Annotated in this window: 20 protein-coding genes; 8 read left to right on the top strand and 12 right to left on the bottom strand. The window is 59.7% G+C overall.

The annotated features are described in order from the left end of the window. Positions 1-5 precede the first annotated feature (5 nt). Entirely contained in the window at positions 6-788 is a 783-nt protein-coding gene (locus BVH74_RS07520) for a sulfite exporter TauE/SafE family protein (protein WP_080049463.1), read from the bottom strand. A 107-nt stretch (positions 789-895) separates the two neighbouring features. On the opposite strand from BVH74_RS07520, the gene BVH74_RS07515 reads away from it, so the two are divergent. Next, positions 896-1,657: an NRDE family protein gene (locus tag BVH74_RS07515; RefSeq protein ID WP_080049462.1), complete on the top strand. Its 762-nt coding sequence runs from the start codon at positions 896-898 to the stop codon at positions 1,655-1,657. Positions 1,658-1,723: 66 nt separating this feature from the next. Here the strand turns inward: BVH74_RS07515 and ptsP are convergent, their stop codons facing one another. The 3 genes from ptsP to BVH74_RS07500 all read right to left on the bottom strand — a co-directional run bounded on the left by ptsP (position 1,724) and on the right by BVH74_RS07500 (position 5,779). Then, positions 1,724-3,988: a phosphoenolpyruvate--protein phosphotransferase gene (ptsP, locus tag BVH74_RS07510; RefSeq protein WP_080049461.1), complete on the bottom strand. Its 2,265-nt coding sequence runs from the start codon at positions 3,986-3,988 to the stop codon at positions 1,724-1,726. A 2-nt stretch (positions 3,989-3,990) separates the two neighbouring features. After that, positions 3,991-4,482: an RNA pyrophosphohydrolase gene (locus tag BVH74_RS07505; RefSeq protein WP_080049460.1), complete on the bottom strand. Its 492-nt coding sequence runs from the start codon at positions 4,480-4,482 to the stop codon at positions 3,991-3,993. Between the two features lie 103 nt (positions 4,483-4,585). After that, positions 4,586-5,779: a class I SAM-dependent rRNA methyltransferase gene (locus BVH74_RS07500; RefSeq protein ID WP_080049459.1), complete on the bottom strand. Its 1,194-nt coding sequence runs from the start codon at positions 5,777-5,779 to the stop codon at positions 4,586-4,588. Between the two features lie 108 nt (positions 5,780-5,887). Between BVH74_RS07500 and BVH74_RS07495 the strand changes: the two genes are divergently transcribed. Both BVH74_RS07495 and BVH74_RS07490 read left to right on the top strand, forming a co-directional pair. After that, positions 5,888-6,772 carry an HDOD domain-containing protein gene (locus BVH74_RS07495; RefSeq protein WP_080049458.1) on the top strand — a complete coding sequence of 295 codons (885 nt, stop codon included), beginning with the start codon at positions 5,888-5,890 and terminating at the stop codon, positions 6,770-6,772. Between the two features lie 50 nt (positions 6,773-6,822). Next, positions 6,823-7,341 carry a glycine cleavage system transcriptional repressor gene (locus BVH74_RS07490; RefSeq protein ID WP_080049457.1) on the top strand — a complete coding sequence of 173 codons (519 nt, stop codon included), beginning with the start codon at positions 6,823-6,825 and terminating at the stop codon, positions 7,339-7,341. Between the two features lie 113 nt (positions 7,342-7,454). On the opposite strand, the gene rarD is transcribed toward BVH74_RS07490, so the two are convergent. Both rarD and BVH74_RS07480 read right to left on the bottom strand, forming a co-directional pair. Then, positions 7,455-8,354 (bottom strand): EamA family transporter RarD, encoded by a 900-nt coding sequence (gene rarD, locus BVH74_RS07485; protein WP_080049456.1) that lies wholly within the window; start codon positions 8,352-8,354, stop codon positions 7,455-7,457. Between the two features lie 58 nt (positions 8,355-8,412). Beyond that, complete coding sequence (locus BVH74_RS07480; RefSeq protein ID WP_080049455.1) at positions 8,413-11,304, bottom strand: hybrid sensor histidine kinase/response regulator; 2,892 nt, start codon at positions 11,302-11,304, stop codon at positions 8,413-8,415. A 101-nt stretch (positions 11,305-11,405) separates the two neighbouring features. Here BVH74_RS07480 and BVH74_RS07475 point away from each other — a divergent pair, with 101 nt between their 5' ends. The 3 genes from BVH74_RS07475 to BVH74_RS07465 are packed head-to-tail and all read left to right on the top strand — an operon-like array spanning position 11,406 to position 13,678. Then, complete coding sequence (locus BVH74_RS07475; RefSeq protein WP_080049454.1) at positions 11,406-12,923, top strand: DUF1538 domain-containing protein; 1,518 nt, start codon at positions 11,406-11,408, stop codon at positions 12,921-12,923. After that, on the top strand, positions 12,920-13,267 hold the full coding sequence (locus tag BVH74_RS07470; RefSeq protein ID WP_080049453.1) for a transcriptional regulator: 348 nt from the start codon (positions 12,920-12,922) through the stop codon (positions 13,265-13,267). The genes BVH74_RS07475 and BVH74_RS07470 overlap by 4 nt, the downstream gene beginning before the upstream one ends. A 15-nt stretch (positions 13,268-13,282) precedes the next feature. Next, entirely contained in the window at positions 13,283-13,678 is a 396-nt protein-coding gene (locus BVH74_RS07465; RefSeq protein ID WP_080049452.1) for a CBS domain-containing protein, read from the top strand. A 6-nt stretch (positions 13,679-13,684) separates the two neighbouring features. Here BVH74_RS07465 and trkA read toward each other — a convergent pair whose 3' ends face one another. The 4 genes from trkA to BVH74_RS07445 all read right to left on the bottom strand — a co-directional run bounded on the left by trkA (position 13,685) and on the right by BVH74_RS07445 (position 18,737). Beyond that, the gene (gene trkA, locus BVH74_RS07460) at positions 13,685-15,061 is read right to left on the bottom strand and encodes a Trk system potassium transporter TrkA (RefSeq protein WP_080049451.1); all 1,377 of its coding nucleotides are present in this window, start codon (positions 15,059-15,061) and stop codon (positions 13,685-13,687) included. A gap of 111 nt (positions 15,062-15,172) precedes the next feature. Beyond that, positions 15,173-15,856: a response regulator gene (locus tag BVH74_RS07455; protein ID WP_080051657.1), complete on the bottom strand. Its 684-nt coding sequence runs from the start codon at positions 15,854-15,856 to the stop codon at positions 15,173-15,175. Further along, positions 15,852-17,279 (bottom strand): sensor histidine kinase, encoded by a 1,428-nt coding sequence (locus BVH74_RS07450; RefSeq protein WP_080049450.1) that lies wholly within the window; start codon positions 17,277-17,279, stop codon positions 15,852-15,854. Before BVH74_RS07450 ends, BVH74_RS07455 begins: the two co-directional genes overlap by 5 nt. Positions 17,280-17,288: 9 nt before the next feature. After that, entirely contained in the window at positions 17,289-18,737 is a 1,449-nt protein-coding gene (locus BVH74_RS07445) for a TrkH family potassium uptake protein (RefSeq protein ID WP_080049449.1), read from the bottom strand. Between the two features lie 236 nt (positions 18,738-18,973). Between BVH74_RS07445 and BVH74_RS07440 the strand changes: the two genes are divergently transcribed. Continuing rightward, positions 18,974-19,795 (top strand): SDR family NAD(P)-dependent oxidoreductase, encoded by an 822-nt coding sequence (locus BVH74_RS07440; RefSeq protein ID WP_218189170.1) that lies wholly within the window; start codon positions 18,974-18,976, stop codon positions 19,793-19,795. An 8-nt stretch (positions 19,796-19,803) separates the two neighbouring features. Here BVH74_RS07440 and BVH74_RS07435 read toward each other — a convergent pair whose 3' ends face one another. Together BVH74_RS07435 and BVH74_RS19050 are read right to left on the bottom strand one after the other, a co-directional pair. Next, positions 19,804-20,046 carry a CBS domain-containing protein gene (locus BVH74_RS07435; RefSeq protein ID WP_080049447.1) on the bottom strand — a complete coding sequence of 81 codons (243 nt, stop codon included), beginning with the start codon at positions 20,044-20,046 and terminating at the stop codon, positions 19,804-19,806. Positions 20,047-20,061: 15 nt separating this feature from the next. Then, positions 20,062-20,190 (bottom strand): hypothetical protein, encoded by a 129-nt coding sequence (locus tag BVH74_RS19050; RefSeq protein ID WP_269434107.1) that lies wholly within the window; start codon positions 20,188-20,190, stop codon positions 20,062-20,064. Positions 20,191-20,218: 28 nt separating this feature from the next. Here BVH74_RS19050 and BVH74_RS07430 point away from each other — a divergent pair, with 28 nt between their 5' ends. Further along, a complete protein-coding gene (locus BVH74_RS07430; protein ID WP_177344521.1) occupies positions 20,219-20,767 on the top strand; it encodes a TetR/AcrR family transcriptional regulator in 549 nt (182 codons plus the stop codon). Positions 20,768-20,822: the final 55 nt, after the last annotated feature.

Here is a 20,822-nt window from a genome sequence, read left to right as displayed (position 1 = left end):
GCTCCCTACATGAGAAAGTTGATGCCCACGCAAAATAGCAGAAGGGCAAACAGACGCTTGAGCAAACGTTGTGACAACTTGTGTGCCAACAAAGCTCCGTAACCAGCGAACAACATGCTGGTGGCGGCGATCCCGACCAGCGCCGGCAGATACACGAAGCCCAGACTCCAATCCGGCAAGCCGGCCTTGGCCCAGCCTGTCCAGATGAAGCTCAGCGAACCTGCAACGGCGATTGGCAGACCGCAGGCCGAAGAGGTCGCCACCGCCTGCTGCATCGGCACGCTGCGCCAGACCAGGAAAGGCACGGTCAGCGAGCCACCGCCAATCCCGAAAATCGCCGAGGCCCAGCCGATGACCCCGCCCACGCCGGTCAGTCCAGCCCGCCCCGGCACGGCCTGACTGGCCTTGGGCTTGAGTTCAAAGCCCATCTGGATGGCCATGACGATGGCGAATACGCCAATGATCTTCTGCAATGCCGGGCCACTGATCAGCGCAGCGGTCAGCGCACCCAGCACGGTACCCAGCAAAATTCCAAACGTCATCCAGACGAACACCGGCCACAGCACAGCACCCTTGCGATGATGGGTACGAATGGCGTTGAGCGAGGTGAAGGCAATGGTCGCCAGCGAGGTCCCCACGGCCATGTGGGTCATGACTTCAGGCGCAAAGCCCTGAAGAGTAAAGCTGTACACCAGCACCGGCACAATGATTATCCCGCCGCCCACGCCGAACAGGCCGGCCAGCACTCCGGCACAGGCGCCCAGCACCAGATAAATCAGAAACTCCACAACGCCCCCAGGCAGTCCGTTCGTTCATCCCGGCCGCAGTCAACCGGCCGCCTAGTGTAGCCGAATCGTCCCACTAAACGTAGACTGACTAGCTCAAGGAGGTGCCCATGTGCCTGATCGCCTTTGCCTGGCAAGTCGCCGACCAGCCGCTATTGCTGCTCGGCAACCGCGACGAATTTCATGCCCGCCCAACCCGGAATGCGCAGTTCTGGGAGCCGGAGGGTCACCCTGAGCTACTGGCCGGCAAGGACCTGGAGGCCGGTGGTACCTGGCTGGGCATTACCCGCCAGGGACGTTTCGCCAGCCTGACCAACATCCGGGCGCCGGGGGCGCGCAAAGGGCCGTTGTCACGCGGCGCACTGGTGCTGGACTACCTGACCGGCCAGCAATCACCGGCCGAGTATCTGCAACAGGTCGCCATGAATGCCGAACAATATGCCGGCTTCAACCTGCTGGTGGGCGACCGCCAGCAGCTCTGGCATCTGAATAGCCGCAGCGGTCAGGCCGAATCATTAAGTCCGGGCATCTACGCGCTGTCCAATGCCGGGCTGAACAGCCCCTGGCCAAAACTGGTCGCCTTGCGCCAGGGCCTGGAAGCCCGCCTGCATGCCGATGACCGGCAACTGCTGCAACTGCTTGCCGACCCACGCACCTACCCCGATGAACAACTGCCGGACACCGGTATCAGCCTGGAGTGGGAGCGGCTGCTGTCCGCCGCATTCATCGTCAGCGCCGAGTACGGCACCCGGGCCAGCAGTCTGCTGCGCCTTAAAGCCAATGGTGAAGTAGTGTTTATCGAGCAGCGCTTTGGCCCCGAGGGGGTTGCGCTGGGCGAGCAGCGTTGGTGTTTTGCCTGCAAAGACCAGTAGGAGCGCCTCGCATGTGCGAACAGGATTGAGCTATCGCGGCCGCGGGCCGCTCCTACCAAGACAGCATCAGCGCTGACTGAGCACCTTGCCCAGCCCCATGTTCTTGAGCGCCAGATGCAGGGTACTTTGCACCAGATGCGGGTTGTCCAGCAGCAGCACTTCATCCAGCAGCGCCTTGGCGTCTTCCAGGCTGATTTGCCGTAGCAGCCACTTCACCTTGGGCAGGTTGGTGGCATTCATCGACAGCACATCACAACCCATCGCCATCAGCAGCACTGCCGCAGCCGGGTCACCGGCCATCTCACCGCAGACGCTCATCGGCTTGCCGGCATCGCGGCAGGCATGAGCCACCTTAACCAGCGCCTGCAGCACCGCAGGATGCAGGGAGTGATAAAGATCGGCAACGCGCGGGTTGTTGCGGTCAACCGCCAGCAGATATTGGGTCAGGTCATTGGTGCCAACCGAGAGAAAATCGACCATCTGCACCAATTCACGGGCCTGGTAGACCGCTGCTGGCACTTCGATCATCACCCCGACCGGTGGCATGGGCACATCCACGCCCTCATCCAGCACTTCGCTGTAGGCCCGGTGGATCAGATGCAGTGCATCCTCGACTTCGAAGATACTGCTGATCATCGGCAGCATGATTCGCAGATTGTTCAGCCCATGACTGGCCTTGAGCATGGCCCGGGTCTGAACCAGAAAAATTTCCGGGTGATCCAGGGTAACCCGGATCCCCCGCCAGCCAAGGAAGGGGTTGTCTTCCTTGATCGGAAAATAGGTCAACGCCTTGTCACCACCAATATCCAGAGAACGCATGGTCACCGGCAGCGGATGGAAGGCTTCCAACTGCTCACGATAGGTCGCCTGCTGCTCTTTTTCGCTGGGGAAGCGGTCCTGAATCATGAACGGTACTTCGGTGCGGTACAGCCCTACCCCTTCGGCACCGCGATCCAGCGAGCGGGCGACATCGGCCAGCAGGCCGGTGTTTACCCACAACGGCATGCGATGGCCGTCAGTGGTAATGCACGGCACCTCACGCAGCTTCTCCAGGCCCTGCACCAGTTCGCGCTCTTCGCGCACCAGTTCCAGATAGTGCCTGCGCAACTCCTGCGAGGGGTTGGAATAGACCTCACCGTGGTTGCCGTCGACGATCAGTTCCAGACCATCAACCCTGGTATAGGGCAGATCGACCGCCCCCATAACCGTGGGAACCCCCATCGCCCGGGCCAGAATGGCAACGTGCGAACTGCCTGATCCCAGTACCGAAACCAGGCCCACCAGTTTTTCCTTGGGCACCTCGCCCAGCATGACCGGGGTAATCTCTTCACTGACCAGAATGGTCTGCTCGGGGTAGACCCGATCCTGGCGCCCGGCTTCTTGCAGGTAGGCAAGAATCCGCCGCCCCAGATCCTTGACGTCGGTTGCGCGTTCGCGCAGGTAGGGGTCATCCATCAATTCGAAGCGGCCGACATGATCGCTGATCACTTCACGCAGCGCGCCCTGGGCCCACTGACCGGTGCGAATGATCGCCACCACCTCATTACCTAGCGCGGCGTCGTCCAGCATCATCAGGTACACATCGAACAGCGCCAGCTCCTCGGGGCGCAACTGGCTGGCCAGCTTGCTCGACAACGTCTGCATGTCGCGGCGCACCGACTCCAGCGCAGTGCGAAACAGCGCCAGTTCGGCATCAATATCGACAGCTGGTTTGTCCGGCACGGCATTCAGGTCGGCCGGGGGCAGAATGACCACCGCCTGACCAATGGCAACGCCCGGGGCGCCGGGTACACCGTCAAAGCGGGTGTCCTGAACCACCTCGCCGCCCCAACCCAGGCCACGGATCGCGCCGGTGGCCTCGGCATGGGCGATAACCCCGGCCAACTGGGCACTCATGGTGACCAGGAAAGATTCTTCACCTTCATCGAACTGGCGGCGAGCCTTCTGCTGCACAACCAGTACACCCATCACCCGGCGGTGGTGAATGATCGGCACCCCGAGAAACGAGGCGAAGCGTTCCTCACCGGTTTCGGCAAAATAACGGAATTTCGGGTGGACCGCCGCATCTTCCAGGTTGACCGGTTCTTCGCGGGTGCCGACGTAACCGATCAGACCTTCGTTGCTGGCCAGCGTCACCAGCCCGACGGCACTCTTGTTCAGGCCCTCGGTGGCCATCAATACGTAACGGGAGGTATCAGGATCAAGCAGGTAGACCGAGCACACTTCAGTGCCCATGGCCTCTCTGACACGCTGCACGATGATGTCCAGTGCCGCTGGCAGATCCCTGGCAGCGTTGACCTCCTGAACAATCCGGCGCAGCGTGTTGAGCATGCTCAGCACCCCGGCAAGCCGCTGATCTGTAGCCGGGGCGCCAGTTCTTTCATGGCCCGACGGTAGACATCACGCTTGAACGCCACCACCTGGCCGAGCGGATACCAATAACTGACCCAGCGCCAGCCGTCGAACTCGGGCTTGGCGGTCTTGGTCATGCACACCTGTTCTTCGTTGGCGGTCAGACGCAGCAGGAACCACTTTTGCTTCTGACCCACACAGACCGGCTGGGAGTGATTGCGAATCAAGCGTTGCGGTAGCCGGTAACGCAACCAGCCACGGGTGCAACCGAGGATTTCGACATCCTCGGGCAGCAGCCCTACCTCTTCATGCAACTCCCGATACAGGGCCTGTTCGGGGGATTCATGGCGTTGGATTCCGCCCTGCGGGAACTGCCAGGCATCCTGGCCGATCCGCCTGGCCCAAAGCACCTGCCCCAACCCATTGGTCAGGATGATGCCTACATTGGGACGAAAACCATCAGGATCGATCACAGCCGCTACCCTTGCGTTTATAACTCATGCATTGTTCCACAAAGCAACACGGCACAGCAATTGCTGATAGAACCGTCCCGAGGACCCAAGTTTTCAGCCTGGATCAGACCGGTAATACCCGGCAAAACAATGACTTGATGTAACCGGTTTCCGGGATCGCCGGATGTAACGGATGATCCGGACCCTGGAAGCCTCGCTCGGTGATCACCAGATGCCGGTCCAGATGCCGGGCCGACGCATTGAGGATGTCACGCAGGTTGTCTTCGGCCAGATGCATTGAGCAAGACGCCGACACCAGAATGCCGTCCTTGTTGAGCATACGCATGGCCTGCTCATTCAGACGCCGATAGGCTTGTTCGCCATTGCGGATATCCTTGCGCTTCTTGATGAATGCCGGCGGATCGGCAATCACCACATCGAAACGCTCGTCGGCGGCCTTGAGTTCGCGCAGGGCATCAAGCACATTGCCCTCGACCACCGCCATCTTTTCCGCCACGCCGTTGAGTTCGGCATTGTGCTCGACCTGATCCAGCGCCGGCGCGGAAATATCCACACACATCACTTCGCTGGCGCCAAACGCCGCCGCCTGCACCCCCCAACCGCCGATATAACTGAACAGATCCAGTACCCGTTTGCCCTTGACGTAAGGAGCAAGGCGCGCCCGGTTCATGCGGTGATCGTAGAACCAGCCGGTTTTCTGCCCAGTCCAGACCGGGGCTTCGAAGCGCACGCCGTTCTCGATCAGCGCCACTCGCTCGGGCACCTCGCCGTGAGCCGCCTCGACGTAGGACGGCAAATCTTCCTGGGCCCGCGCACCGCTGTCGTTCTTGAACAGGATACCGGCCGGCTTGAGCACCTGAACCAGCGCCTCGACAATCGCCTCACGCACCCGCTCCATGCCCGGCGTACCAATCTGCACCACCAGATAATCACCAAACCGGTCGACTACCAGCCCGGGCAGCAGATCCGAGTCACCATAGACCAGCCGGTAGAACGGCTGATCGAAGAGCCTCTCGCGCAGACTCAGGGCCACCTTGATCCGGTGCACCAGCAACGACTTGTCCAGCCGATGCTTGCTGTCACGACTGTGCAGGCGGGCACAGATCAGATTGTTGGGGCTTACACAGGCCAGCCCCAGAGATTTGCCGGAGGCGGTTTCCAGGCTGACTTCCTGGCCCGGCTCGAACAGGGTCAACGGGGTTTGGGCAGTATCCACCTCATTGCTGAACACCCAGAGGTGGCCGGCCTTGATCCGGCGGTCGCTATTGGATTTCAGGCGCAGACTGGGCAAGCTCATGGGGCTCTCCTCAAGAAACAATCGGCCATTATACAGGGTGCCAAGCGGGCCAGTCTCCGGCTAAACTCGGAGTTTCTATCCTATCCGTTAGCCACGAAGTAGACGACGATGACCCAGGAACTCACTGAGGACCAGATCCGCCACGCCTTGCAGGGCATCAGCGTGCCGCCACAGCCGCAGATCATGGTCGATCTGCAGATGGAGCAGGTCATGCCCGATCCTGACCTCAAGGTCATTGCCCGGCTGATCAGCCAGGACCCGGGACTGGCCGGTAGCCTGCTGAAGATCGTCAACTCGCCGTTCTTCGGGCTGGCCAACCGGATTACCTCGATCCAGCAGGCAGTCAACCTGCTCGGGGTCAAACGGGTGATCAACATCGTCAACGCCCAGTCGATCCGCGGCGAGCTGACCGATGAAAACATCATCAACCTCAACCGGTTCTGGGACAGCGCCCAGGATGTCGCCATGACCTGCATGACCCTGGCCAAGAAGATCGGCTGCGTCGAACCGGACGAGGCCTATGCCTTGGGGTTGTTCCACAACTGTGGCATCCCGCTGATGCTCAGCCGCTTCCCCTACTACATTGAGGTAATGGAAGAGTCCTACGCCGAAAGTGGCCAACGTATCGTCGATGTCGAAAACCACCGACTCAACACCAACCACGCCGTAGTCGGCTACTTCACCGCCAAGTCCTGGCGCCTGCCGCGTCACCTGTGTGAGGCGATCGCCAGCCATCACAACGCCCGGCAGACATTTCAGGAACAGGGCAGCAATGACGCCCAGCTGAAAAACCTGTTGGCGATTCTGAAAATGGCTGAACACATCTGCCAGGCCTATCGGGTGCTGGGTAACCAGAGCGTCGACCATGAGTGGAACGCCGTGGCCGAACCTATCCTCGAATACGTCGGCCTGTCCGAATACGACTTTGAACATCTGGAAGCGGTGTGCCGAGACATGATCGCCAGTGGCGATGGCCGCTACTACCATGACTGAGTGGCTGACCTGATTCAGCAGCCGCCCACCACCAAGACAGGAGCAACTCCATGACTACTCCACTCGTACTGACCGTGATCTGTGCCGACAAACCCGGCCTGGTGGAAAGCCTCGCCCAGACTATCAACCGCCATGGCGGCAACTGGCTGGAAAGCCGCATGGCCCGCATGGCCGGCCAGTTCGCCGGGATCCTGCGGGTGGATATCGCCAGCGACAAGGTGGAAGCCCTGCGCATCGATCTGGAAGCGCTGTCGCACCAGGGTATCAATATTCAGGTCGCCGTCAGCGGCCAGGCCGAAAGCCCGGCACAGTCCAGCCTGCGGCTCAACCTGCTGGGCAATGACCGCCCCGGCATCGTCCACGAAGTATCCCAGATACTGGCCCGCCACGGCGTCAATGTCGAAAGCCTGGAAACCGAATGCACCCCGGCCCCGATGAGCGCCGACCTGCTGTTCAAGGCCGAAGCCCATCTGGGCGTTTACCCGCAAACCGACCTGGCCGCCCTGCGCCGCGACCTGGAAAGCCTGGCCGACGACCTGATGGTGGAAATTCATCTGGATGCGCAGTGATCTGAAGGATCAACATTCGAATGTGCTCCATTGCGGCACATTAGCCACCCGCCTCGACGCGCTGAAGAAGTCACCTTGCCAAGGGTTGGTCTGGTGTTAAGCCTTGGGGCGCCTCAGCTTTGCAGTAATCGGCTCTGACGATGGGCCCGCCACACATCCAGGCTGTAGATCAAAAGTCCGGTCCAGATGCAGATAAAGGTCAGCACCCGCTCAAAGGTCAAGGCCTCGCCGAACAGCCATACCGCCTGAATAAACACCATGCTGGGGGCGATGTACTGGAAGAACCCCAGCATCGACAGCGGAATCCGGGTAGCCGCAGCGGCGAAGCACATCAGCGGTATCATCGTCACCGGCCCGGCGGCCACCAGCCACCAACCGAGCGGGCCGCTGTACAGCGCCGGACTCAGGGTTTGGGCATCGATAAAGAAAAACAGATAGATCAGCACCAGCGGCACCAGCAGCGCGGTTTCGACCCACATGCCGCTCAGGGCATCCAGCGCCACCTTCTTGCGCAACAGTCCGTAAAAGCCAAAGCTCAACGCCAGCGCCATGGCAACCCAAGGCATGCGACCAAGCTTCAGTAGCTCCAGCACCACCCCGGCACTGGCCAGCAAAACCGCCAGCCATTGCAGGCGACGCAGTCTTTCACCGAGAAACAGCAGCCCCAACAATACGTTAACCAGCGGATTGATGTAGTAGCCCAGACTGGCGTCGAGCATCTGGTCATTGTTCACCGCCCAGATGAATACCAACCAGTTGAAGCCGATCAGCAGGCCGCTGGCGGTCAGCATCAGCAGTCGCCTAGGTTGGCGCAGCAATTCGCTCAGGGCGGCGCCACGGCGTAGCAGAACGATCAGCAGCGAGGCGAACACGCAGGACCAGAGCACCCGCTGGCCCATGATTTCGCTGGCCGGCAAACTGGCCAACAGCTTGAAGTACAGCGGCGTGACGCCCCACAGGGCATAGGCCAGCAGCGCCAGGATGACGCCATGGCGAGCCGTGGTTGCACTCATGCAGACTCCAGAATCCCGTGCCCTTCAGCGCGCACGAACTGATCTCAGGTAACGATACTCAGGCCAACTGGCGCTGCACCTGCTGCAACGCTTCACGCAGATCATGGATCTGCAGCGGCTTGGTCAGGTAGCGCAACACATCCAGATCGTTGACCCGCTCGCGGTCTTCCGGCAGAGCGCCGGCACTGATCACGATCACCGGAATATCCCGGGTTCTGGCGCTGCTGCGCAATGAACGCAGCAAACGATCGCCCTGCATGTCTGGCAGGTCAATATCCAGCAGCAACACCTCGGGTGGGCGCTCGGTAATCAGATGCAGGGCCTCAAGGCCATTCTCGATCAGGGTGACCCGCGCCAGTCCGCTCAGCGCATGTTCAACCAGGATCTGACTGGAACGATCATCCTCAACGTAGACCACATTCAGCAGACCACTCTGCGTCGCTTGATCATCACTGGTTCGGCTGCCGGGAGCGGGGGCCGCCGGCAGTTCTATCCAGAAGCTGCTGCCAATCCCTTCCTGGCTGCTGCAGCCCATGCGTCCGCCCATCAGTCCGGCCAGTTCGTTGCACAGCGCCAGACCAATACCGGTGCCCTTGATAGTGCTGTTCTCATGCCCCAGACGCTGGAACGGTTTGAACAGCATGGTCTGATTGGTCAGGCTGATGCCCCGGCCACTGTCGTTGACCCGTACCTGCCAGAGGTCTCCAACGGGTTCGCAACTGACGCTGACGCTACCCTGCGGGCGGTTGTACTTGATGGCGTTGCTGAGCAGATTGAGCAGTACCTGGCGCAGGCGCCTGACATCGGCCACTACCAGCACCGGCTGCTCGGGCAACAAATTATCCAGGCTCAGGCTGGCGGCTTCCAGCTCGGGACGCACCTGTTCCACACATTCGAGTACTAACTGCCGGGCATCGACAGTTTCCAGATGAACCTGTGGCCGCTCAGCCTCGATCCGGGCCAGGTCCAGCACGTCGTCGATCAGCGAACCAAGATGCTGGCTGGCATGCAGGATCTGCTCGACCTGGCGACGCAACTTGGCATCATCGCCGCGTTTCTCCAGATCCAGCTCCAGCAACTGGGCAAAGCCCTGGATCACGTTGAGCGGGGTGCGCAGTTCATGACTCATGCTCGAGAGAAAGCGGCTCTTGGCGATATTGGCGGTTTGCGCCTGCTTGCTGGCAGAACGCAAGGCCTCCTGAGTCGCCTTGATCGCATCGATATCGACATGGGTTCCGGCCACCCGCAGCGGCCGCTGGCCACTGTCGCTGGTACCGACCACTCGGCCCCGACCCAGCACCCAGTGATACTGCCCGGCACTGTCACGCAGCCGATACTCGGCTTCCAGCCGCTGGTTGAGCCGGCTGGGCGCCAGGCTGTCGCGCGCGGCCATCAGGTCATCGGGGTGAATCCGCTGGAAGAACCGCTCCAGCGGCAAGCGGGTAGCCTCCAACCCCAGACGTTCGGGCAAGCGCCCCTGGATTTGAACCTCGCGCTGGTCCAGATCGACCTCCCAAAGACTTTCAGTAGTCGACTCCAAAACTCGCTCCAACTGGTCACTGGCCTGCTGACGCTGCTGTTCGCTGTCGGCCAGTTGTCGGCCCATGGCCACAGTGGTGGAGGCCATCTGATCCAGCTCACTGATCGGTGAGGCCTGACGCTCAGGGAACCAGTTGCCCTCGCCAATCTCGCTCATCATCCGCCCAACGCCGGCAATCGGTTGCTCCAACTGATGGCTGAGCTGGCGCGAACGAATCCACATGCCGGCAAAGAACAGCAGATAGAACAGCACCAGCCCGGCGATCAGCAGATAGCCGATCCGCTGAAAATGACTGGCCAGATCATTGGTCTGGCGAAATACCTCGGCCTCATCGACTACGGTAATCAGTTTCCAGCCGGTCTCGGGAATGGTTGCCCAGGCCGCCAGCTGACTGCGCCCACCCAACCGCACAGGCTCAACCCCTTCACCCTGACTGGCTACCAGAGCGGCCAGATCACGAGTGTCGCCGCGCTTGCTCAGATTGAAGTCAGACGGCTTGAAGATTTCCTGGCGAATCGCTTCGTCGTAACTGAAGTCGGTCAACTCGGTCAGGCCCAGATCAGCCTCGCCGGAGGCTGGCAGTGCCATGATGTTCAACTCGTCGCTGACCAACATGGCATAACCGCCCCAGGGCACCCGCAGGCTGGAAATTTCCTGAAGGACGTTGCCAACGGTGATGTCCAGTCCGGCGACACCCTCAAGGAAGTCGCCACGATAGACCGGCGCCAGCGCCGACATCATCCAGCCCTGCCCGGCCGGATCAACATAAATGTCGGTCCAGACCACCCGCCGCTCAGGATTGTGCTCGGCATCGGCCAGGTAATAGAAGTTGTAGCGCGGAATATCCATGTCGTAGGGATACTGGTCCGGAGTGTAGAACCAGGGCCAGATCCGGTTGTAGCTGTCATGCGTGTTGAAATAGACCGCCGCCACCAGGCTGTTGCGCTCCTCAGTATCTTTCATCAGCCGGTCGAGCTGGGCCACCCGCATGACCTTGTCCAGGTCCTGGCGCTCAGGCGGGGTCACCGCCGAGTAGAACACTGCCGCCCGACCATCATCGCTGCGGCTGTAGAGAACATTGTTGGCATCGCGCTCCCAGCGTGCCCGCTCCTGGGCATCATCAAACACGTCAGGACGAGTCAGGACGTCCTCCACCTGGCCGCCGAACAGGGCAGTCAGGTCGCTGATGTGCTGCAGGCGCTGGCTGACCAATTCGGCCTCCTGGCCAGCCGAAGTTTGCAGGTCACTGAGCGCGGCCTGGCGCAAATGCTCGATCTGGGCATCGCGAATCGCTGCGTTGGTCAACAGGTAGGCCGCTACCAGCACCGTCTCGACAAGAATTAGAGGGATCAGGGCGCTTTGTACAAAGGCCCGCCACATCCACTTGCGCAAGCTGGTCGCTTTAGTCATTCCATGTCCACTTTTTTATCAAGTACCTTGACGGGTGTCAGTATGATGCCACCGGCCTCTGCTAGTATGGTCCAGTAATCAACGCCGGGACCGCGCCTATTGTGAATGATCTGAAGGTATTCTGGGATACTCTCAAACACTCTTTCCGCAATCTGCTGCCTATTGTGCTGGTGGTTGGGTTGTTCCAGAGCCTGGTTATCGGTCAGGTACCCGATGGTCTGATCGGCATGCTGGTCGGTCTGCTGATCGTGGTGTTCGGTGTGGCGATTTTTCTTCAGGGCCTGGAACTGGGCATTTTCCCAGTCGGCAAGAACCTGTCCAATGCCTTCGCTCGCAAAGGCTCGCTGCCGCTGCTGATGATTTTCGGCTTTTCCCTGGGCTTTGCCGCCGTGATTGCCGAGCCGGCGCTGATCGCGGTTGCCAGTCAAGCCGAGCTGATCAGCGAAGGTCGCATCAATGCCCTTGTTCTGCGCGCCCTGGTCGCCACCTCGGTCGGGGCTGTGGTCGCGCTGGGGGTGTTGCGTACTCTGCTCGGCCACTCACTGCACTGGTACATGATCTGCGGCTACCTGCTGGTGGTGGCGGTGACCTTCTTCGCCCCGGAGGAAATCGTTGGGCTGGCCTATGACTCCGGTGGAGTCACTACCAACATTGTCACCGTGCCACTGATCGCTGCACTGGGTATCGGCCTGGCCTCCTCGATCAAGGGCCGCAACCCGCTGGTACACGGTTTTGGCCTGGTCGCACTGGCGGTGATGGTGCCGATGATCGTGGTCCAGCTATATGGTATCGCCGTATTCACCCTGTGGCCGGCCGACCCGAACGCTGCACTGGATAGCCTGAACGGGCTGGCCAGCGAGGCAGAAAATGTGCTCGCGCCGAGTATCGCCAGCTACCTCCTGGGCATGCTCGGTGATCTGCTGCACATGCTCCGCGACGTGCTGCCGATCATCGCCGTGATCCTGTTCTTCCAGTACGCAGTGATTCGCAAGCCGATCCCCTACCTGCGCCGGGTGAGCATCGGTTTCGCTATGGTGATTATCGGCCTGTACGCCTTTGTGGTCGGCCTCAAGCTGGGGTTGTTCCCGGTCGGCCAGAGCATGGCCGAGCAACTGATGGCGCTGGATACTCTGGGCTATATCTATTTGTTCGCCTTCTGCATCGGCTTCGCCACCACCATGGCCGAACCGGCCCTGATTGCCATCGGCGAGCAGGCCGAGGAAGCGGCCCATGGCCGGCTCAAGGGTAATCACATCCGCATTCTGGTGGCGCTTGGCGTGGCCATCGGGATCACGCTTGGGGTTCACCGGATCATCACTGGTGATTCGATCCACTATTACATCATGGGCGGTTATGCGCTGGTCATCATACTGACAGCTCTGGCGCCCAAGTTCATCGTGCCACTGGCTTTCGATCTGGGCGGCGTGACCACTTCGGAGGTCACAGTGCCGCTGGTTACCGCGCTGGGCATCGGCCTGGCTTCACAAATCGAGGGCCGCAGCGTCCTCATCGATGGCTTCGGGCTGATCGCCTTCGCCTCGATCTTTCCTATAGTTACGGTGATGCTGTACGCCATTGCCATGGAACAGCTCAGCCGCTTTAGAGGAGCAACCGCATGAAATTCTCGGTACTGGTCGCCATGCTCGCCGAGGACCTGGAAGAACAGGCCATCGCCTCGGCCAAAGCCGCCGGCGCCGGCGGCGTCACCCTGCTCAACGGTCGCGGTTTGGGTGCCGAGCAGAAAAAATCGTTCTTCGGCCTGACCTATGAAGGCAGCCAGTCGGTAATGATCTTCGTGCTGGAGAAGAAGCTTTCACTACGAGTGATGAAGCAACTGGTCAAGGACCTTGATCTGAAAAACCATACCCGTGGGGTAGTGTTCACCTTGCCGATCGAGCATATCGCCGGCATCGCCCACCAGCAGATCGAACACTTCGAACAACTGATCAAAAACGAAATCTGACCCGGAGCCCGGCCCATGCTAGTCAAGGACATCATGAAGTCCAACGTCGTCACCATCTCCGCCCTGGCCACTGTGCGCGAGGCCATGCAGAAGATGCGCCAGCACGGCATCAAGTCGCTGGTGGTGGAAAAAGGCAATGAGCACGACGCCTATGGACTGATTACCTACACCGATATCCTCAAGACCATTGTCGCCGAAGAGGGTGACATCGACCTGCTCAACGTTTACGACATCTGCGCCAAGCCGGCACTGATCGTCTCACGCGAACTGGACGTGAAGTACGTGGCAAAGCTCATGGTCAACATGAGCCTGCCACGGATTCTGGTCACCAGCGCCAACGAACTGGTCGGGATCATCACCATGAACGACATTGTCGGGGCAATTCTGGAGATGGCCGACGGGGATTGCTGAAAACACTCAGAGGAAGGCCAGGCCCACCTGGAACAAACGTTCAACCCGGAGTACGTCACGTTTGTCGGCGACGAAGATGATCACATGATCACCAGACTCGACCTGGGTGCTGTCATGGGCAATCAGTACCTGCTCACCTCGTACCAGTGCGCCCACCGTGGCACTGGCAGGCAGCTCCAGTTCATCGATACGTCGCCCCACTACTTGCGAGCTGCCCCTATCACCATGCGCAACCGCCTCCAGTGCTTCGGCTGCACCGCGGCGTAGTGAGTGCACAGCAACGACATCGCCACGTCGCACATGAGTCAGCAGCGCGCCGATGGTCGATTGCTGGGGTGAGATAGCGATATCGATCAGCCCCCCTTGAACCAGGTCGACGTAGGCGGGGTTGTTGATCAGGGTGATTACGGTGCGCGCGCCCAGTCGCTTGGCCAGCATCGAGGCCATGACATTGGCCTCATCGTCATTGGTCAGGGCCAGAAACACATCGACCGATTCGATCCCTTCTTCTATCAGCAACTCGCGGTCTGAGGCATTGCCATGCAGTACCACACTGCGATCCAGGTGCTCGGACAACCACTGACAACGATTGCCATTGTGCTCAATCACTTTGACCCGGTAACTGGATTCCAGGCTTGCCGCCAGACGCGCACCAATGTTGCCGCCACCGGCGATCAGAATGCGCTTGTAGGGTTTATCCAGCCGCCGCCACTCACTCATGACCTGACGCATGTCCTCCCGGGCAGCAATAAAGAACACCTCGTCGCCAGCTTCGATCTGCGTACCGCCGGTGGGCACCAGCGATCGTTCGCGGCGAAAAATGGCCGCCACCCGGCTATCGATATTGGGCATATGTTCGCGCAATGAGGCGATTCGCTGACCAACCAGCGCACCGCCCGGCTCTGCTCTGACCGCCATCATCTGGGCTCTGCCGTCAGCAAAGTCCAGCACTTGCAAGGCCCCCGGGTACTGGATCAAGCGTTTGAGATGGCGGGTAACCAACTCTTCTGGACTGATCAGCACATCCACCGGCACGGCGGCCTTGGCAAACAGCGCCTGCTCATGAACCAGGTAATCGTGCTCGCGCACGCGGGCAATTTTTGTGGGGATGTTAAACAGGCTGTGCGCCACCTGACAGGCAATCATGTTGATTTCATCTCTGCTGGTTACCGCCACCAGCATATCGGCATCTTCACCACCGGCCTGGGCCAGGGTTACCGGATGAGAGGCCGGGCCACACAAGGTGCGCAGATCAAGACGATCCTGCAGCATCCGCAGACGCTGAATATCAGTATCAACCACTGTGATATCGTTCGCTTCACCAGCCAGGTGTTCGGCCAGTGTGGCGCCGACCTGACCAGCGCCAAGAATGATGATTCGCATGCGACTCTCCGTCGAAAGGCATGCCTCATTGTCTTGATGCTGCGCGTAAAAAAACCATGCCCGCTTTGCCGGGTGATAGTAAAAAAACCGTATACGCTGCCAAACGCGTTCTCAGCCGATAAACCGATAGCCGACTCCGGCCTCGGTTTCAATGTAACGTGGTGCGGTGGGATCATCATCCAGCTTGCTGCGCAGCCGGCCAATGAAAATCCTCAGGTAGTGGGTATCGTGACTGTGATGCGGTCCCCAGATGTCCTTGAGCAACTGCTGCTGGGTGATGATGCGTCCGGGATGACTGATAAGACAGCGCAGAAGTTCGAATTCCTTGCGCGACAAGTGCACATCCTCATCTCCCAGACGAACCCGGCGAGCTTGCAGGTCAACCTTCAGGTAGCCGTCGTCAAACCCGCTTGGGGGCACCTCGATACTGGCGAAAGTTCGCAGTACTGAACGGATTCTGGCCAACAGCTCATTGGCACCGAAAGGCTTTTCAACATAATCATTGGCGCCATTGTCCAACGCCTGAACCTTGTCACGCTCACCGTTGCGTACCGACAGTACGATCAACGGCCCCAGATAAAACTCCCTGAGAGTTTTCAACAACTGCTGTCCGTCCATGTCCGGCAAACCCAGGTCCATGATCAGCACATCGGGCTGATGCAGCGCGGCCTGCTCCAAGCCACGCCGGCCGTCCTCAGCTTCAAGTACCTGATAGCCCTGGGAGCCCAGACAAATATTCAGAAAGCGGCGAATCTGCGGCTCGTCGTCAATCACCAAAACACGTGTCACCTCAATCCTCCACGCTAGCCGGCACACCCGAGAGCGGCACACTCAAACGCATGGTAGTGCCCTGCCCCGGCGCACTACTCAGCACCTGGGCAGACCCTCCGTGTGCAGCCAGAATGCTGCGACAGATTGCCAACCCCAGCCCGGTTCCCGCCGCGTACTGGTCGCCATAGCTGAAGGTATGGAACATGTCGAATACCCGCTCATGATCGGCGGCATCGATTCCGGGGCCAGCATCGCTAACATCGATATGCAACCATCCAGGCTCACTGCTCGCCTGTAGACGAATGACCGCTCCTGATGGCGAGAACCGAATGGCATTTTCCAACACATTGAACAATGCCTGCTCAATCAGGGCGGGATGCACATGCAGCAACGGTAGTTCCGCTGCCAGGCTCAGCTCCAAGTGCCTGTCTCCCAGCAGAGCCCGGCTGCGCTTGATCACCACGCTGACAATATCATCGACCCCGACCCAGTCACGGTCGAGGGTCAGTTCACCATGCCCCAGACGAGTCATGTCCAGCAGCTTCTGGATATAGCGATCCAGCCTCTGGGCCTCGCTCAGGGTATTAGCCAACAGCTCGGCGCGTTGCTCCGGACTCAGGGCCGCATGCAGATCGATCAGACTCGAGACCGAACCAATCATGGTTGCCAGTGGGGTGCGCAGGTCATGGGATATCGACGACAACAGTGCCGAGCGCAACTGTTCGCGCTCCTTGACCAGAGTTTCCTGACGCAAACGCTCGGCCAGCCGTACCCGCCCCCAGGCCAGGCGGGTCAGATCCAGCAAGGCTTCCAGCCGCTCGCGATCACGCGCCTTCAGAGCCGACTGAGCAGCCAGACTGACCGCAAGGGCATTGCCCTGACCATCCTGAAAGCCGATCAGAATACCCTGTTCATGCTGGCACCAGCCGATCCCCCCGTCCCCATCTGGTAACCGGGTCGCATCGTCCTGCAGTCGGCAGGTCCAACCCAGACAGGCCTGAACCTGCTCCATAAATCGGTTGACTACCTCGTCGGCAGCCACACAGGATGACAGTGCCCGTGCACAATCCATCTGCCGATTGCTCCAGCTCTGACTATCACGCAAGGCACTAAGCTGTTCATTGAGCCTAGCTGCCAGTTGGCCGCAAACCAGCGCCACCATGACCAGTAACCCGGCGGTCAGGATATCTTCACGATGGAACATCTGCAGCGAGAAACGCGGCTCGGTGTGCCAGAAGTTGTACGCCAAAAAGCTCAACAGTGCACAGGCCAGGGCCGGCCGAACCCGGGTATAGATCGCCGTCAGCAACACGCCGGCTAAATAGATCAGGGCCAGATTGGCGCTGGGCAGCCAGTCTGCCAGTGGCCACGCCAACAGGCTGGCCAACAGAGGCACCAGCCAGGGCAGAACCAGTGCCGGCCAGCGTGGGTGCGTGGGTGTCGGCATACCCCTGCCTCAGCCGCGCCAGAACATCGGAGTGAATAGCACCATCATCGTCAACAGCTCTAGTCGGCCTAACAACATACCGAAGCATAACAGCCATTTGGCGGTTGACGGCAGGGGCTGGAAGTTGCCCGCAGGACCAACGATATCGCCAAGTCCCGGACCGACATTGGTCAACGCCGTAGCAGCGGCACTCAGGCTGGTCACCAGATCCAGCCCGAGCAACGCCAATAGCAGCGTCAGTACCGCCAGCGTGAGAAAAAACAGAAAGGAAAAGGCGACTGCCGACAGAATGATATCGTCCTGCACCGTTTTGCCGTTATAACGAGTTACGAATACGCCACTGGGGTGAACCAGTTTGCGGATCTGACTGCGCAGGAACAGGTAGCTAAGTTGAAAACGGAAAACCTTCATGCCGCCACTGGTTGACCCTGAACAGCCACCAATGAACATCACCACAAAGAACAGCGCCACGCTGAAGGCACCCCACTGGGTATAATCGGCAGAGGCATAGCCCGTAGTGGTGATCACGGAAACCAGATTGAAAGTGGCCTGGGTCAAGGCGCTGAACAATGGCAGCTCACCATTCCATACCAGAAAAGCGCTCAGCAGCAACGAAACCACTGCGACAACAGACAGCAGAGCCATTACCTGACTATTGCTCAACAGCGCTAACCGTGGGCGCTGGACAAAAGCGATGATCAGGGTAAACGGCAAAGCACCAAGTAGCATGAACACAATGGCGACCCACAACACCCGTTCGTCGAAACGTCCCATGGAGCGGTCATCGGTGGCGTAACCACCGGTCGACACTGTAGTCATGGCATGATTGATCGCATCAAACAGGTTCATACCCGCCAGCCAATAGGCCAGCATGCAGGCCAGGCTGATGCACAGATAGATCGCCACCAGCAGCCTGGCCAGCGTCTGAATGCGAGGGATCGACTTATCCGACCAGTCCGACGACTCAGTATGAAACAGACGCATCCCGCCGACCCGCAAAAACGGCAGAATCGACACGGCCATACCGATCACACCCAACCCGCCCAGCCATTGCAGCATAGAGCGCCACAGCAGCAAGCTCGGCGGCAACTGCTCCAGCCCGGACAGCACTGTCGACCCAGTGGTAGTGATCCCCGATACCGCTTCGAAAACGGCATCGACAAAACTCAGTTGGAAATGGCTGAAGAACAACGGCAAGGCGCCCACCAGCGACATGCCAAGCCAACTCAGACTGGTCAACAGATACAACTGACGGGCTACCAGATGGAAGCGTGCCTGACGCCCCAGCAACACCAAGGTCAGTCCAGCACCACCAGCAATCGCCGCTGAAATCAGGAACACTGACAGCTCCGGGTCGCCGCGCCAAAAGGCGAACAACGCCACACAGGACATTAGCCCGGTCATGATCAGAGTTAGGATGCCCACTACCAGCAGTACCGGGCGAAAGAAAGCAAACATCGACAGCCTCCTATGCTGTCCGAAAGCCTAAAGCCAAACCGCATAAACAAGAGATGTCCAAAACTGCAAGCGGCTGTAAATGTTGCGTAAATTATCGATCAGCACCAGAAGTTAACAATGCGCTGTCGACCGTTGGTCGCATGCCGGGCACTGATTCGAAATGTTTCTGTTGCTACTGTTGGTGGGGCAATCCCATTAAGGTGTAGCGGTTGCCAATAACTCAGGGAGTGCGGGGTATGACGACTTACCATAGAAAAATGCTGCAATTGCCGCTGCCGGGCGTGCTGCTGGTTTGGCTGATGCTGTGGCTGGTAGCGCCAGCACAGGCCGATAGTCCAGCGTTCAAGGACAAGGTGGCAGTGGTGACCGGCAGCAGCTATGGCTTGGGCCGAGAGTTGGCGCTACTGGGTGCCAGCGAGGGCATGAAGCTGGTTCTGGTCGATGTCCGCCCCGAGCCTTCGCAGCAGCTGGCCGAGCAGATTCGTAGTCAGGGTGGGCAGGCGCTGGTACTGGAAGTGGACTTGGCAGACCCGGAACAGCGTGCCGGGTTGATCGAGCGGGCGCGGGTCGAGTATGGCCAGGTCGACTTCCTGTTCAACAATGCTGGCTATTCCTATCTGGCGCGGCTGGATGAAATGGATATGGACAAGGCCCGGCACCAGATGGAAGTCAATTTCTGGGCCTATGCCGATCTGGCTCAGCAGGCGATCGCGGTCATGCGTGAGCAGGACGGCGGTACTATCCTGAACGTGTCATCGATTCTGGGCATGCGCCCGGCACCAGCCAATCTGGGGCATTACGCCGCGACCAAGCACGCACTGCATGGCTTGTTCCAGAGTGCCGCGCAAGAATTGCAGGCTGACAATATCAAGATTTTCATTGCCGCTCCGGCCGGCATGCGCACCCATATCAGCCGGCACTCCACTGGCCCGCAGGCCAATCCCGAAGTGGATCGGGCTGCCGACTGGGAAGACCCGGCAATTGCAGCCCGCGATATCTTCGACATGATCCAGGGCGAGCAGGTGGTGTTCAATCCTGGCTATATTGGCCGGCAGTAACGCGAGGGTCAGGCCTCCCCGTCGGCCATCTCCAGAATCGCCCCGACAATGTCGTTCATGGTGATGATCCCGACCAGTTCGTTGGCGCTGCTGACCAGAATCCGTGGCAGGCTCATGTTGACCATGAGCTTTGCCACGTACTTCACGTCCAGTTCGCGTGAGACAATCAGTGCCGGCTTGGCGCAGATGTCGTAAACGTTGAGCAAGGAGATGGTGACGGCGTTGGACTTCATGATGTCCTTGACTAGCATGGGCCGGGCTCCGGGTCAGATTTCATTCTTGATCAATTGTTCGAACGCTTCGATCTGCTGGTAGGCGATGCCGGCGATGTGCTCGATCGGTAGGGTAAACACCACGACGAGCGGTAGCCAGCTCTTCTCAATAGTCGTTGACAATCAGCAAAACCTACCATACGGTAGGCTCATGGATACCAAAACCCAAATTCTCAGCACCGCCGCCGACCTGCTTCAGCGCCAGTCGCTCAACGGCTTCAGCCTGCAGGACATCGCCGACCGTGTAGGCATTCGCAAGGCCAGCCTGTTCCACCACTACCGGAACAAGGATGCCCTGGTGGCCGATGTAATCGACACCAGTATTCAGGCCCTGCGCCGCCACATTGATGCCCAGCAAGGGCAACCGGCAGCCCGGCAGTTGGAGGCGTTTTTCGCCATCTACCTCAACAGCATCGGCCCGGGCCGGCGCCTGTGCCCGGTAGGTGGAGTACTGGGCGACTGGGACCACCTGGATCAGCAACTGCGTCAGCGCGCCCAGCGCCTGCTGGACTTGCAGCATGACTGGCTGACCGGGATTGCCCTGAGCGGTCAGTGCGCTGAAAACAGCGAACAGGCCGGGCGTTGGGCTGAGCGGGTGCTGATGCTGGTCCAGGGCGGGTTGTTTCTGTCGCGGGTCAAGGGCAGCCCCCTGCCGATTGAGCAGGCCATCAGCGAAGTACGCCGCGAACTCAAACGTTGATCCATGAGTTGATCCGAAGCCCCTTGGGGCTTTTTTAACCACCGCAAAACTACCA

The sequence above is a fragment of the Halopseudomonas phragmitis genome (genome assembly GCF_002056295.1).
Taxonomy (GTDB): Bacteria; Pseudomonadota; Gammaproteobacteria; order Pseudomonadales; family Pseudomonadaceae; genus Halopseudomonas; species Halopseudomonas phragmitis.
The sequence above is the reverse complement of the archived record's forward strand: the minus strand, read 5'-3'. Positions and strand labels throughout refer to the sequence as shown.